At 59.2% G+C, this 14,982-nt stretch carries 12 protein-coding genes; 9 read left to right on the top strand and 3 right to left on the bottom strand.

Annotated elements, in window-relative coordinates:
* Positions 1 to 74 precede the first annotated feature (74 nt).
* From nifA (NKH70_RS26105) to NKH70_RS26065, 9 genes are all read left to right on the top strand, one after another.
* Complete coding sequence (gene nifA, locus NKH70_RS26105) at positions 75 to 1,838, top strand: nif-specific transcriptional activator NifA (RefSeq protein WP_036238852.1); 1,764 nt, start codon at positions 75 to 77, stop codon at positions 1,836 to 1,838.
* A 238-nt stretch (positions 1,839 to 2,076) separates the two neighbouring features.
* Positions 2,077 to 3,555: a nitrogenase cofactor biosynthesis protein NifB gene (nifB, locus tag NKH70_RS26100; RefSeq protein ID WP_353026404.1), complete on the top strand. Its 1,479-nt coding sequence runs from the start codon at positions 2,077 to 2,079 to the stop codon at positions 3,553 to 3,555.
* 32 nt (positions 3,556 to 3,587) lie between these two features.
* Positions 3,588 to 3,782, top strand: coding sequence for a 4Fe-4S dicluster domain-containing protein (locus NKH70_RS26095; RefSeq protein WP_023678248.1), 195 nt, complete (start codon positions 3,588 to 3,590; stop codon positions 3,780 to 3,782).
* A gap of 99 nt (positions 3,783 to 3,881) precedes the next feature.
* Positions 3,882 to 4,202 carry a nitrogen fixation protein NifZ gene (locus tag NKH70_RS26090; RefSeq protein ID WP_352450751.1) on the top strand — a complete coding sequence of 107 codons (321 nt, stop codon included), beginning with the start codon at positions 3,882 to 3,884 and terminating at the stop codon, positions 4,200 to 4,202.
* Positions 4,199 to 4,411: a putative nitrogen fixation protein NifT gene (nifT, locus tag NKH70_RS26085; RefSeq protein WP_023678250.1), complete on the top strand. Its 213-nt coding sequence runs from the start codon at positions 4,199 to 4,201 to the stop codon at positions 4,409 to 4,411. The genes NKH70_RS26090 and nifT overlap by 4 nt, the downstream gene beginning before the upstream one ends.
* 38 nt (positions 4,412 to 4,449) lie before the next feature.
* Positions 4,450 to 5,355: an SIR2 family NAD-dependent protein deacylase gene (locus NKH70_RS26080; protein ID WP_353026402.1), complete on the top strand. Its 906-nt coding sequence runs from the start codon at positions 4,450 to 4,452 to the stop codon at positions 5,353 to 5,355.
* Between the two features lie 72 nt (positions 5,356 to 5,427).
* A complete protein-coding gene (locus tag NKH70_RS26075) occupies positions 5,428 to 7,296 on the top strand; it encodes an ABC transporter ATP-binding protein (RefSeq protein WP_353026401.1) in 1,869 nt (622 codons plus the stop codon).
* Entirely contained in the window at positions 7,296 to 9,191 is a 1,896-nt protein-coding gene (locus NKH70_RS26070; RefSeq protein ID WP_352752967.1) for an ABC transporter ATP-binding protein, read from the top strand. The genes NKH70_RS26075 and NKH70_RS26070 overlap by 1 nt, the downstream gene beginning before the upstream one ends.
* Before the next feature lie 159 nt (positions 9,192 to 9,350).
* Positions 9,351 to 9,554, top strand: coding sequence for a hypothetical protein (locus tag NKH70_RS26065; protein ID WP_353026399.1), 204 nt, complete (start codon positions 9,351 to 9,353; stop codon positions 9,552 to 9,554).
* 253 nt (positions 9,555 to 9,807) lie between these two features.
* Here NKH70_RS26065 and NKH70_RS26060 read toward each other — a convergent pair whose 3' ends face one another.
* From NKH70_RS26060 to nifA (NKH70_RS26050), 3 genes are all read right to left on the bottom strand, one after another.
* Positions 9,808 to 10,848, bottom strand: a complete 1,041-nt coding sequence (locus NKH70_RS26060) for an LLM class flavin-dependent oxidoreductase (protein ID WP_353026397.1) — start codon at positions 10,846 to 10,848, stop codon at positions 9,808 to 9,810.
* A 91-nt stretch (positions 10,849 to 10,939) separates the two neighbouring features.
* Positions 10,940 to 12,079 (bottom strand): histidinol-phosphate transaminase, encoded by a 1,140-nt coding sequence (gene hisC / locus NKH70_RS26055; RefSeq protein WP_353026396.1) that lies wholly within the window; start codon positions 12,077 to 12,079, stop codon positions 10,940 to 10,942.
* Between the two features lie 237 nt (positions 12,080 to 12,316).
* Positions 12,317 to 14,089, bottom strand: coding sequence for a nif-specific transcriptional activator NifA (nifA, locus tag NKH70_RS26050; protein WP_352615324.1), 1,773 nt, complete (start codon positions 14,087 to 14,089; stop codon positions 12,317 to 12,319).
* Positions 14,090 to 14,982: the final 893 nt, after the last annotated feature.

Here is a 14,982-nt window from a genome sequence, read left to right as displayed (position 1 = left end):
ATACTGTGCTTTCACAATTCAGACTCAGACACGAAAGGAGGAGCACTCTGGACGACAACCGCTGAGGTGTTTCCATGGCTCACGTACCGCAAGATCGGGTCGACGAGGTAGCACCTCGGGATACCCGCCCTGAACCGCCCATCAAAAGCATGCCCCAAGCAGATATCGCGCTCAGGGGACTCTACGAGATATCGAAGGTGCTGACCGCCCCCAGCGAGCTGGAGATTACGCTCGCCAATGTCGTGAACATCCTGCCTTCGTTTCTGCAGATGCGTCACGGAGCAATCGTCGTCCTGGACGCTGAAGGAGAGCCGGAGATTGCCGCAACTGCCGGCAATACCCACGCACCTCAATCAGGCACTCGCCGCGTCATACCACAGGCCATAACAGATCAAATCGTCGCTACGGGGACGCCGCTCTTCATACCGGACGTCCGCAAGTCCCAACTATTTCAGGCTGACCTTCAAACATCTTCGAGCAGCGGGACCATCCCAATTGCCTTTATCGGTATCCCGCTAAAGGCTGATCATAAAATCCTTGGGACATTGTCGATCGACCGCGCCGGAGACGGCGCCACCGACTTTCGCGACGACGAGGACACATACTTCCTGACGATGGTCGCCAACCTTGTCGGCCGGACGATCCGTCTCCATCGCATCCTGAGTACAGATCGTCAGCGGTCTGTCCATGAGCAATGGAGACCGGAGAAATCGCCCAACGAGGGGAGGACCTACGACCCTGCCCGGCATGCGGATGTCAAAATCGACGGGATCATCGGGGAAAGCCCCGCACTCAAGCAGGTGCTCGAAACCGTCTCGGTCGTAGCAGGGACCAATTCCACCGTGCTACTGCGGGGTGAAAGCGGCACCGGCAAGGAATTCTTTGCGCAAGCCATCCATAAGCTCTCACGTCGGAGGAAGAAGTCTTTCGTCAAATTGAACTGCGCCGCACTGTCTGAAAGCGTTCTGGAGTCAGAACTGTTTGGGCATGAAAAGGGCGCTTTCACGGGTGCTATCTCCCAGCGCGCCGGTCGTTTTGAATTGGCAAATGAGGGAACGCTGCTACTTGATGAAATCGGCGAGATTTCGCCGGCCTTTCAAGCCAAGCTGTTGCGTGTCTTGCAGGAAGGCGAGTTGGAGCGAGTCGGCGGCACCAAAACGCTACAGGTCGACGTGCGCCTCATATGCGCCACCAACAAGGACCTCGAGACGGCCGTCATAAAAGGGGAGTTCAGGGCCGACCTTTATTACCGCATCAATGTGGTGCCAATTATCCTGCCTCCGCTCAGAGAGCGACCCGGCGATATTCCACGCCTTGCGAACGCCTTCCTCAATCGATTCAACAAGGAGAACGATCGCGCACTCGCCTTCGCGCCGTCGGCGCTTGACCTGATCTCGCAATGCTACTTCCCTGGTAACGTCCGCGAGCTGGAGAACTGCGTCCAAAGGACGGCCACACTTGCGCGTTCAAGGACGATCACGCCATCCGATTTCGCCTGTAAGAAGAGCCAGTGCCTTTCCTGGCTCCTCTGGAAGCGAGCCGACCGCTCGAATGGCGGCAATACCATCGACGATCTCGCACGGGTCAACGCAGTGCCGGTCGGATTGCGGCTGCCGGCCAGTCGCATCGGTGCCTCCGCAGGCAACGTATCTCCCCTTGCGGCCGGCGATCCAAACGATCCCGCTTGTCCCCCGCGTCTGACGGAACGCGACCGGCTGATCGACGCGATGGACAAGGCCGGTTGGGTTCAGGCCAGGGCGGCTCGTATCCTCGGCCTCACGCCGCGGCAAATCGGCTACGCGCTGCGCCGATATGGCATCGAGGTGAAGAAATTCTAGACGTCGTGATGACGTCAAACGTAAGCCCGGAGTAGTCTCCCTCACACCCTTCGCGCCCAAGGCTGGTAGCCTTCGCGACCCGATTTGCTTGTCCACTGTCGGAAGCCCGACAAAGGTGTGTCGGAGCAATCCGACGGAATCCGACACGAAAGCCAATTCGTGAACCAAAACCGCTCTTTGAGCTGGCATAGCTCTTGCGGTTTGAACTGCGACATTCACCTAGCAACGGAGCCGTTCGATGTCCGCACCGGCAATTTCGCTTGAGAGCCTCAGCACGACATTCGGTGACCAGTTGCTTGCCACCGTGAAAGCCGGTGGCTGCGCGTCTTCGTCCTGCGGCTCGTCGATAAAGCCGGACGACACGGATCCGGCTATCTGGGAGAAGATCAAGGATCACCCCTGCTTTTCAGAAGAGGCGCATCACTATTTCGCGCGCATGCACGTCGCGGTCGCGCCCGGCTGCAATATCCAGTGCAACTACTGCAATCGCAAATATGACTGCGCGAACGAAAGCCGGCCTGGGGTGGTCTCCGAAACGCTGACACCCGACCAGGCGCTACGCAAGGTGGTCGCGGTCGCCAACGAGGTGCCGCAACTCTCCGTGCTCGGCATCGCCGGACCGGGCGATGCCTGTTACGACTGGAAGAAGACGAAGGCAACGTTCGAACGAGTTGCCAGGGAAATCCCAGACATCAAGTTTTGCATCTCCACGAATGGGCTCGCGCTGCCGGACCATGTCGATGAGCTTGCCGACATGAATGTCGATCACGTGACGATCACCATCAACATGGTCGACCCTGAGGTCGGTGCAAAGATCTATCCTTGGATCTTTTACGACCATCGCCGCTACGTCGGCATCGAAGCCGCCCGGATCCTGCACGAGCGGCAGATGTTGGGTCTGGAGATGCTGACCGCGCGCGGCATCCTCACCAAAATCAATTCAGTGATGATCCCCGGCGTGAACGATGAGCATCTGATCAAGGTGAATAGATGGGTGAAGGAGCGAGGCGCGTTCCTGCACAACCTCATGCCCCTGATTTCGGACCCGGCGCACGGCACGCACTACGGACTGAGCGGGCAACGCGGCCCAAACGCAATGGAGATGAAGGCTCTTCAGGATCGTGTCGAAGGCGGCGCCCAGTTGATGCGCCACTGCCGGCAGTGCCGGGCAGATGCCGTCGGCCTGCTCGGTGAGGATCGTGGCCAGGAATTCACACTCGACCGGATTCCCGGCGAGGTCACCTACGATGCCAGCAATCGCAAGGCCTATCGGGAGCTGGTCGCGGAGGAGCGCCGTGATCACGTGGCGGCTAGGAGAGAAGCGATCGGATTGGTCAAGGCAGCGAGCCCCGGCAAGTCCCTTCTCTTCGCGGTGGCGACCAAGGGCGGCGGCCGCGTCAATGAACATTTCGGCCATGCGAAGGAATTCCAGGTTTATCAAGCCTCGCCGAGAGGGATCAGCTTTGTCGGGCATCGCAAGGTGGAGCAGTATTGCCTCGGCGGCTGGGGCGGAGAAGCCGCCCTCGATGGCGTCATCGCAGCGCTTGAAGGCATAGATATCGTGCTGTGCGCCAAGATCGGAAATTGCCCCGAGGATCAGCTCGCGGACGCTGGAATCCGAGCCACCGACGCTTATGCCCATGACTATATCGAGACCGCAATCAGCGCGATTTACGCGGCCGCGTCTGGGACCCCCGCACTCGCGGCGACAGCCTGAGCGCGTCTCATCCATTCGGACCAGGAGTTAAAATGGCTTTCAAGATCATCGCATCCCAATGCACCCAATGCGGCGCCTGCGAATTCGAGTGTCCCTCCGGCGCGATCAAGTTCAAAGGCGAGAGCTATGTGATTGAGCCGCAAAAGTGCACCGAGTGCGAGGGGGTCTTCGATGCGCAGCAATGTGCCTCGGTATGCCCGGTGCCGAAGACCTGCGTTCCTGCGTGACGAACATTGGGCTAGCGACATGGTCGGGGATGCCTTCGCAGGACGCCTGGAACGCCTTTGTTCACAATCTGCAGCCTCAAGAGAAATCAGGGAACGGACATGTCGCTCGGACGCGAAGAGGAGGTCGAAATCCGCAGGCCTCCACGATTCATGCCGGGAGAGCGGGTACGTGCCACTCGCCACATAAAGAATGACGGCACCTATCCTGGCAGGGAGATCGGCGAAAATCTCGTGCGGAAGGGCGACGAGGGATATGTGCGCGACATTGGCACCTTTCTCCAGCAGTTCTTCATCTATGCGGTCGAATGGATCGACCGTGGCACAGTCGTCGGCATGCGAGCGCGTGAACTGATGAGCCTCGACAAAGCCGAGGTGCCCTGCAGTGCTGATAGCAATACCAATGAAGGGACGGCCAGATGAAAGTCATGATCCGCAGGACCGATGCTGGCTTGTCGGCGTATGTCCCGAAGAAGGACCTCGAAGAGCCGATCATCAAGCTCGAGAAGGAAGAGTTGTGGGGCGGAACTGTGACGCTCAGGAACGGGTGGCGGCTCCTCCTACCCGATCTTCCACGGGATACGCGTCTGCCGATCACCGTCGAGGCAAGGAAGGTTTCCGAAGAGGACTGATGCTGCCCGTTCATAAGGTGCGTCGCGAGGAAACGAGCATGAACACGATCCTGACATCGGGCCACCTGGTCATCGTGCGGGACAGTTTTGCCGAAAAGCTGCTTGACCTGGCGAAGGAAGCGCTCGCCGCCGATCAGGTGATCCCCTATCTCGGTCCGGGTCTTCTTGGGTTCAACTGTGCGGAACCGCCTGTGCCGCATACGCCGGAGGTCGTTGCCGCGGCACTCAATGCACGGGCGCCAGCCCCTTCCAGGATCCGCACCAATATGTGGTCGGTTGCGCAGTTCATCGAACAGCGCCGGCATCGCCGGACGCTTCAAGCTTGGATGACCGACATATTCGCAGCGCCGGTGGCGCCTACCCTCCTCCACGCCTGGCTCGCAAGGCTGCCGCTCTCCCTCTTCGTCGACAGCTGGTACGACGGCGCGATGCGCACGGCTCTCGTAGAGACCGGCCGAACGGACGTCGTCGAGATCCAGGGCGTAACGCGGGCGAACGAAATCGGTAACATTTGGACGAAAACCTACGATTTGTCCGGGAGGGAACTCGACCCCCGATCGGGGGCGAAGACGGTTCTCTATACACCTCACGGGAGTATTAGGCCGGCGCAAAACTTTCTCGTCGCAGATTCCGACTATGTCGAAGTCCTGACCGAAATCGATATCCAGACACCGATCCCAGACGTGGTGAAGGAACGGCGCATCACCCGTGGATTTTTCTTCGTTGGCTGCCGCTTCACCGATCAGATGCTGCGCACCTACGCCAGGCAGATCATGAAGCGCTCCCGAGGTCCACATTGCGCGGTAATGGACGCGGAAACGCTGTCCAGAAACGAAGCGCGTTTCCTTGCGGCAAGCGGAATCACGGTGATCGACATGCCAGTAGGTGAAGCCGCGGCTCGGCTTATAGGAACGCGCCCTGCTGCAGGTGGTGGACAGGATTAACAATGGCGGGCCCCTTTGATGATTGGTCCTTCGCTTGCCTCGAAGGCGCAAAATGCAGTCGGGAATAGACCCGTGAGCAGTGATGCTATCGGCAGCGCAACGAACGCTCTGAATTCGTTGACCCATGTGGAAGCGGCGCGCTGGGGCCGGGATTTGAGTACGCTGTTGCGCATCACGCGTATGAATTTGCGGCATCCCTGGCAGGTCGCCTTCGCTATGGGCTCGACGGTCCTGGCGGCAATCCTCCAGTTGCTCATTCCCCAGCTTCTCGGCCGGGCCGTCGACCTGACCCAGACAGCCATCGGGGGCGGTGTCGCGGGGACCGCGGCAGGACAAGCGCTCTGGATCCCGGCTCTCCTGCTGCTCGCCGTCAGCGCGCTACACGGCCTTTTCACGATGGCGCAGAACTATTTTGCCGAAGCCGTCGGGCATCATGTCGCGTACGAACTGCGGCTCGCCTACTACGACAAGATCCAGCGTCTCAGCTTTTCCTTTCACGACCGGGTCCATTCAGGCGATCTGATCACCATCGGAATGCTCGATCTCCAAGGCGTGCGGATGTATTTTTCCACCGCGCTCGTTCGCGTGCTCCTGCTCACCATGCTGATCGGGATCGGCGCCTACATGATGATCTCGACCGATCCCATGCTCGGCCTGGTCGCGCTGAGCTTCGTGCCTTTTGTCGCCTGGCGCTCATCGGCCACACAGCTTAGGCTGCGCGCCACCTGGCTCGACCTGCATGAGCGGCTTTCAGTACTAAGCCGCGTGATGGAGGAAAATCTCGCAGGCATCCGCGTGGTCCGCGCTTTTGCGGCTCAAGCCTATGAGATGCTGAAGTTCGACGGCGCTTCCAAGAACGCGCTCGACCTCGCCCACGACCGAGTTGACATCTACGTGCCCAGCACGTCGGCGATGACCTTGTCCTTCTTTTTCGCAATGGGATTGGTGCTCTGGATCGGTGGCAGCAAGCTCGTCGCTGGCGAGATAAGCGTCGGAACGGTGGCGACCTTCCTGACCTTCATGACAATCCTGCAAATGCCAGTCCGCCAGATCGGCCTCATGGTCAATGCCTTTGCCCGCGCTTCTAGCTGCGGTTCGCGGCTTTTCGGTCTCCTCGACCAGGAGATCACAATCAGGGATGCTCTCGAGGCCAGACCGCTCGAGATAAGCGACGGCACTCTGCGCTTCCACAATGTCTCGTTTGCGTACCCCAGCGCCGAAAACCGCGCCATTCTGAAGAACCTCAGCTTTGAGGCCCGTAGAGGCGAGACGATCGCGATCGTCGGTCCGCCGGGTTCGGGCAAATCGACGATAGCTCATCTGGTCCCCCGCTTTTATGACGTGACCGGTGGCGCCATCACGCTGGACGGCCAGGACATACGCAATGTCACCCTCGCGACGCTTCGCAAGGCGGTCGCCGTCGTACAGCAGGATGCATTCCTATTCACCACTACGATCGAGAACAACATCGCTTATGGCGATCCCTGGGCGAAGAGACAGCGAATCGAACGCGCCGGCGAATTCGCCCAGCTCCACAACTACATCCTCGGGCTCCCAGCGGGCTACGAGACGGTCGTGGGCGAACGCGGCGTCTCTCTCTCTGGCGGCCAGCGCCAGCGTCTCACGATTGCTCGCACCATGATGCTGCGCCCCTCCGTCGTCGTTTTCGACGACTCAACGGCCGCGATCGATGCCGGCACCGAGCAGCGCATCCGCGCGGCGATGCGGCGCTTCGCCAAGGATCGGGTGACGATCATCATCGCGCACCGGCTGAGTGCGCTTGTGCATGCCGATCAGATCCTTTTTGTCGATAACGGCGAAATCGTAGAACGCGGCACGCATCAAGAGCTTTTGGCGAAGCGGGGACGCTACAGGGCCCTTTACGATCTCCAGACGCGCCCGGGTCATGACAATATGACCCAGTATGGGGGCGCCCGCTGATGGCGCAGGGCCGCGCCGGCGAAGTCGAAGCCGAACGTGACGACGGTAGACGCCCTCCGCGCGCGGTTGTCGGCTCGCACCGCATCGAGGAGGAGATGTTCGGCCGGGCTTTCGACAAGAGCATCCTCCGGCGCATCTGGGCTTTCGTCCGTCCCTATCGGGCCAGGGTAGTCATCACGATTGCAGCAATGCTGATCTTCACCGGGACGCAGCTTCTCATCCCGTTGATCATCCGCTACGCGCTCGACCAGGGCATGAACCCGGCAAGGACCGATCGCTCAGCCCAGCTCGCGGCCGTCGGCGCGTTCGTTTTGGCGATTTTGGTCAATTTCGCTGCCGGCTACATGCAGGAAACCGTGGTTGGGAAAGTGGCCGAAACTGTCCTGTTCGACATCCGCCGCGCCATGTTTGGCCATCTGCAGAAGGTTTCGCTCTCCTTCATGGACAAGACCGAGGTCGGACGCCTCATGTCGCGCCTGCAAGGCGACGTCAACTCCATACAGGAATTCCTCGAAACCTCGGTATATTCCGTAGGCGATGTTGCGCTTCTCTTCGGCATCGTTTTCGTAATGCTGTGGCTCGACTTCCGCCTCGGCCTCCTGACGCTCTCGGTTCTGCCGGTCCTGGTGATCGTCCGCATTGTCTGGCTGCCGCGTGCCCGCGACGCCTTCATGGCCGCACACGAGACTAATTCCGTCGTCAACGGCGCGCTGGCCGAAGCCATTCACGGCGTGCGCACCGTCCAGTCAATGGACCGCCAGCAGGTGAATTTCATCCTTTTTGACGACAAGGCCCATGCCAACCTCAGGACCCACCTGATCGCTGCCAAATATGCACTGGTCATGGTGCCTATCGTCGATGGCCTCACCGGCCTCGCCATGGCCGCCGTTATTGTGGTCGGCGGCTCGATGGTCATGAATGGCCGCATAGATGTGGGCGTATTGGTTGCCTACCTATTTTACATCCAGCGCTTCTTTGACCCGATCCGCTCACTCACCCTGCAATATTCGGTCATGCAGCGCGCCATGGCCTCAGGCAAGCGCCTGACCGATGTGCTCGACGTCAAGATCGATGTTCAGGACAAACCCAATGCCGAGATGCTTTCGCCCGAAATGGACGGCTCGGTCGAGTTCAGGGACGTCACCTTCGGCTACAATCCGAACCGTTCGGTGCTGAAAAATGTCTCCTTCCGGGTCAATCCCGGCGAGACGGTCGCACTGGTCGGGCCGAGCGGTTCTGGCAAATCGAGCGCGATGGCCCTGGTCCACCGCTTCTATGATGTTCAGCAGGGCCAAGTGCTGGTCGGCGGACATGATGTGCGCGATCTCACCCAGGAATCGCTCGGCCGCCAGGTCGCCATGGTGCTGCAGGAGCCGTTCCTGTTCACCGGGACGGTCTTCGAGAACATTCGATACCACAAGACGGAAGCCACGCGCGACAAGGTGATCGAGGCCGCCAAGGCGGTCGGCGCCCACGACTTCATAATGAGCCTCGCCGACGGGTATGAGACCCAACTTGGCGAACGCGGCGACAACTTATCTCTCGGCCAGCGCCAGCTTATCAGTTTCGCCCGCGCCCTCGTCGCCGACGCCAAGATCCTCGTGCTCGACGAAGCTACCGCCAACATCGACAGCTACACGGAAATGCAGATTCAGAAGGCTCTGATAAAGCTGCTTGAAGGGCGCACTGGCCTCGTCATCGCCCACCGTCTTGCCACGATCCGGGGTGCCGACCGCATCATCGTGCTTCAGAATGGCCAAGTTATTGCGACTGGCAACCACGATCAGCTAATAGCCATGGGGGGCCTGTATTCCAAACTCTACAATCTCAACTACGCCTCCTTTGACGATATTCCAGAACACGATACGACCGTACAAGCCGGCTCCCAGACCTGACGTCTTGGCGGCCTTGTGGTACTGACATTGACTTCGGGCGTGCCGGCGGACACTCAGGCCGCCGCAGACGAGGAAGCAGGCAGCATTCATGCAAAGCACTCGCGCGGATCGTGAAGACCGGCTGCGAACGATTTCCTCCAGCGTCGTTATCCGACCGCGGTGCACGCCGCGACATCGGGCGAACTCGCTCCAGGTGGTGTCGCTCGGCGTAGCAAAGCCGCTCGCGAGCGCGCCCTCAACAGCGCCGTAGCGAGTGACGGCTTTGCTACCGCCGAGCCGCTGATGAAGCTGGATGCGGGAGCCGCCACCGGCGCCGCCCCGGTCGAGAAGAACCTCTGCGGCGGGCTATGTGCCAACGACTAGCGCGAGCGCGACGAGCAGACGCGTGCCGGCATCGTGACGCGCTCGGCCATCATCTCCTTAGGATCGTGCAGGTTCACACGATGGCCCAGACGCCAGCCAACGCACAAACCCCTGGTAATCTGTGCCGCCGGCTCGTGGTCAGTTTGGCCTCCCTCCCGATTGCCCGCCCCACCACGTGCACGCTCGAGCACGTGGATGTGAGGGAGCGCTGTTACAACGATTTAACCTTCAGATCAGACCGCGAATTTCACGGTCAGACAAGTCGAGCCATGATTTCGGATTGAATGGTCCTCGCGGTGTACAGGGAAGCATCTAGCGGCAGATTCCCAAATGCCAGTTGACAAAGAAGGTAGTTAGCACCTGCCTCTTCCAACTGACCAAGCAGAGCTTCTCGCACAGACGCTGCTGATCCTACCACGCACAATTCACTCTCGACTGCCGCATCGAAGGTCAGCGGCAGGTTGGGTGGAGTGGGGATAGCGTTAAGCTCATAAAGGAATTGGAAGCTCTTGAGCCATCGATCGTAAGCAGGTGCCGCGAGCGAATAGGCATGTGTGTCACAACGCCCAACCACGACCATGCGGAGCAATCCAATAAATGGCGCTCGATCGCCCGCGCCAGTGTTGTCCTCTTGATAGGCGCGGAACGCATCAGTAGTTTTGCGAACAGAAGAGGAAGGTCCTACACACGCGATATTTGCTCCATTCGCAGCGGCCCAGGCTGCGGACTCGGGTCGATTGGCGGCGACCCATGTCGGCGGATGTGGACGCTGATGAGGTCTTAGCGTCAAAGGAACGTCATTGAGCTCAAAATGGCGGCCTTGATAGCACAGCGTGCCAACCTTCATGGCATTAACAAGTATTTCAACAAGAATTTCGCTGGCTTCCGCATAGCGGCCCGGCACCGCGTCCGCACCAATCCCGAAGTAACCCAATTCGATCGGGAGAGCACCGCGCCCTATGCCCAGTTCGAGCCTGCCACCGCTCAACTGGTCCAGCATACAGATCTCTTCGAACGCACGCAGCGGATGATAAAGCGCAAGCAGCATCACCAAGGGTCCGAGACGCAGGCGCCGGGTGCGCTGGGCGACGCTCGATAAGAACAGATTCGGCGATGGACCTCTCCCATGGGGGGTACAGTGGTGCTCTGCGAGATGATAGGCATAGAACCCTAGCTGATCGCACGCCTCTGCTAATATCAGGCGATCTTCGTACTGCCGGGCGATATCGAGGCCGTCCTCGTCCAGATGATCGAAGATGCCGAAGGCTAGGTTTGAAGGAAAGACGTTTGTCACTCGATATTGTCCCCGATTTTAAAGAAAAATGTTGTCGTGCTTGGGTGACCAAGCAAGTCTCAAGATAGCAATGTGTGATATCGGATTAGCGTCAGCGTACCGAACGAGCAGAGCCTGACGCTCCCCTGCCTGTGGTGCTTGGTATGCTTAAGCTTCCAACTATATCGCGAGCGGCAGCAAGAAATGCATCCAATTGCTCTTTTGTGCCGATGCTGACGCGGATGCAATGTTCCAAACCATTGTCCGGAAAGTATGCAACGAGTATCTTTTGCCTTTCCAAGGCTGCTTGCCACCATGAGCCGTCCTGTCCCGCTGGCACACGGGCTAGCAAGAAATTTGCGTGGGAGGGCGTTACGGAAAATCCAAGTTGCGACAGTGCGGCTGTCACTCGCTGTCGTTCATGTCTGATGTGCTTGTGGTTCTCTGCGTAGGCGCCGCGATGCGCAAGCACGCTGATACCAACCGCATGCCCGATCACGTTCATGTTGAAGACGTTCTGGATGTTGCGCAGCCTGCCAATAATCTCAGGGTGACCGAAACCGAAACCGACGCGAATGCCGGCGGCGGCATAGCTCTTCGAAAATGTTCTCAAGATCAGAAGGTTCGAATAACGGTTGATGAGGCGCAGCCCGTGATCGGGTGCAAAGTCGACATAGGCCTCATCAAGGACGACCAGGCGATCCGATTGTGCCACGAGGCGTTCGATATTGCTTATCGAGAGGAATGTTCCGGTCGGATTGTTTGGATTGGCCACCAGAATGAACTTGGCGTCTTTTGCCGGACCGGAAAGCAATTGCTCCATTGGCAGCGAATGAGTTTGACATCCGATCTCGAGAAACTCAGCACCATGCAACATGGCAAGTTTGCGGTTGAACGAAAACCCTGGCGATATCATCGCCACCTTGTCGCCAGGGGCGAGGAAAGCTCTGTAGATGAGTCCGAGCAGTTCAGACGACCCGTTGCCTGCGATGACCTGATCCGTGGATACGCCATAGGTATTGGACGCTGCTTCCCTCAAGCTGATGTTATCGTCGTCCGGATACAGATACTGGCGCTGGAGGGCCGCCACTGCACTTTGCATTATGATTGGCGGCAACGGAAACGGGTTCTCATTCGTATTCAGCTTGACAAAACTTCTGTCCGGCGCTGGTCCGTTGGACGGCAGAGCATCTAACTGTCGCGTCCCTTGCGGAAGAGACGAAAGCACAGCTTGCAGTTTTGCATCGGACATATTTTATCTCCGTTTCAGTCGCACAGGGCATCCGTATGAGCTCGCAATGAGAGCAACATGGCGGACGGATTGACGATGGCAGCGTCGCCTTTCACAAGATGGTCGCAACGCCGGCTGCCACGACGGGAATTCGGCCAGGCTGTCCTCGGTCGGATCGACTTGACGCGGACGCGGATCTGCATCCCTGCGCGGGCCAAGCCGCTAAGCGGTCTCAGCTAATCCGCCTGAGTCATGCTTTCACAGACGCTTGACCTCGATGCCGTATTTCCTCAGCACGTAGCCAATCTGGCGCGGGGTCAGTCCAAGCAGGCGCGCCGCCTTTGCCTGCACCCAGCCACATCTTTCCATGGCAGCAATGACGCGCTCGGCGTCGGTGGTCCTCGCGCCCAATGAGTGGGTTGCTCCGGCAGGCGGGACTGTGGTGGCGGCCGAACGAGCGGCCGCATCCGGAGGCGTGGCCGGATTCACTGCCTCTGGCAGGATTGGCGCTGGTTGCAGCGCGGCCTTGCCCGATCTGCTCTTCCGCAGCGCCTCGGCAAAGCATTGGTCGTGGGAGCACGCAAAGTCGTTTCTCCCGATTGATCGTCCCTCCGCCAGGATCGCTGTCCGGTGCACGCAATTTTCAAGCTCGCGAATGTTGCCGGGAAATTCACATTTCATCAGTACTTCAATCGCACGCGGATCGAAGGTCAGCGTACGGCCGTTCTCATCGTTGAAATTCTTGAGAAACTCAGCTGCGAGGAGCGGAATATCGCTGCGCCTTTGGCGTAATGCCGGCACCAGCAAGGGAACCACGTTGATGCGATAATATAGGTCGGCGCGGAACTCATTCCTTGCAACCGCCTCTTCAAGGTTCCTGTTCGTGGCGGCAATCACGCGAACGTCGACCTTGATGGTCTGGTTGCTGCCGACGCGCTCAAACTCCTGCTCCTGCAGCACGCGCAGTAGCTTTGCCTGGAAGGAGGCCGAGATCTCGCCGATCTCATCCAGAAACAACGTCCCCTTGTCGGCGAGCTCAAAGCGACCCTTGCGGGAATTGAACGCGCTTGTGAAGGCACCCTTCTCATGACCGAACAATTCGGATTCCAGGACTGTCTCTGGCAGCGCTGCACAATTGAGTTTGATGAAGGGCCGCTTGGCGCGCGGCGACAACTCGTGAATTGCCTTGGCGACCAGCTCCTTCCCGGTACCGGATTCGCCTCGCAACAGAACCGTGGTCTTTGCCTTAGCTACAACTGCGATCTTCTCGAGCAGCGCGCTTAGCGCCGGACTATCGCCAATCATTCCCTTGACGTGAACCTTCTTGCGCTGCGGTGCAGGGTGCTTGACATCAGAGAATTGCGTTTGCAGCCCATCTTCCACCTCCGTCGGTCGTTCGCGGTCGCCCGCGGAGAAGCGGTGCAACTTGACTGTCTGTCCCACCATGTTGGCTATCATGGTGAGCAGCCGGACATCATAATCGAGCCGATACGTTGACCTGCTGTCCAAGGCGCGGTCGATAGTCAGCGTGCCTACGGCGTTCCCATCAACACGAATGGGAACGCCGATGAAGGACACGGTGTCGGAGGCCCCAAGCACCTCTATGTCAGCGGCAGTGAAGGCCGAATGCACCGCTATGTTCTCGGCGACGAGCGGCGTGTCCGTCGTCACAATCAGATCGATTGCCTTGCGCGGCAGGCGCATCCGGGAGCGCTCATCGCTGTTCTCGTCGCAGCCGGTGACTACGGTGATGTCCAGTACGCCCTCAGCGTCGAAGAGAGCGATGATGCCGTGCCGCATCTGCACAAACGAGGGCAGGAGATCGACGACCTTGGCCAACGTGACTTCGAGCCGGGCGGGGTCGGTGAGTACTTTCGATATTTCGAAGATGCCGGTAAGCGCGTGCTCGTGCGATGGCACAAAAGGGACCGCGGTGTTCATCTCGGACTTTGGGTAAGCCCTTTTCGCATCCGGAAGCGAAATGCGGCACTCGCTGGCATTTTGTTCTGATTTGGGAATGTTGTGGTGCATATGATCCTCGATCTCGCGCCATGAAATGCATGCCGGCGGCATGTGCGCCCGCGACGTCGCGGGCAAGCGCGAAAATGCTCTGACGTGAACTCGTGCCACCGCCGTGTGGTCGAGTGCAAAGCGGGTCGACCCCTGACGCATCGCTTGGCTCTCCCTCCACGAAGCTTGGCCACGTTCTCGGCTTGCACGGGGGCAACCACACGTTGATTTTCAAAAGACTGGAGCGAGGCGGGATAGTCAATCGAGCTTTCTTTCATTCGTGAAAGGAAACCTCGCGGCCTATGATAGAATTCATCAGTTCTAATTTTTGTCGGCGATGTTGAACGACAGAAATACGGCGCCGGCGATGCGGTGCCCGAGCGGCTGACCGCGCCGAGTTGCCGGGCCGTGCCAGTCACCAGCGCCTGCGAACCAGGGGCGGGAGCGATAATCACTGCCGACGACACTGGTCGGTCGCGGCAACCGCCATTTCCTCGATATTGATGACACAGATAAGGCGGCGGCGTCGCGTGTGAAGGCGCGAAGGTGGCGGTCGAGCGCGGCTTTCTCGGCGGTGCTCGGAACTTCTGAACCGCATCGTCGCGGTCAGCACCAGCGGCGTCAATCCCTACGTCTCGACGTCGCTTTCAAGCTGTCGCTGCAGCGGGAGCGCGGCAAAGAACACGGCAATTCTGCGCCCTCGTGCCAGCGATGCGGCCCTTCCCAAAGTCGGCAAACCGAGGAGCCCGCCACGATGTGCAGCAAAACCGCAAGCCAGAGAGATCGACCGGCAATCTGCCGGAGAACATCAAGCGCGTGCTGGACGGCGGCCTTGTCATTCCCGTCTTGTGCCACCGCTCATCCCATCATTGGCGAGCCCAACGTCAGTTCAGGTCATGCGGATCCATTTGGCA

It is taken from the genome of Mesorhizobium sp. M0991, assembly GCF_040318915.1.
GTDB lineage: Bacteria > Pseudomonadota > Alphaproteobacteria > Rhizobiales > Rhizobiaceae > Mesorhizobium.
Note: the sequence above shows the minus strand (reverse complement) of the source record. Positions and strands in the feature narration are given on the sequence as shown.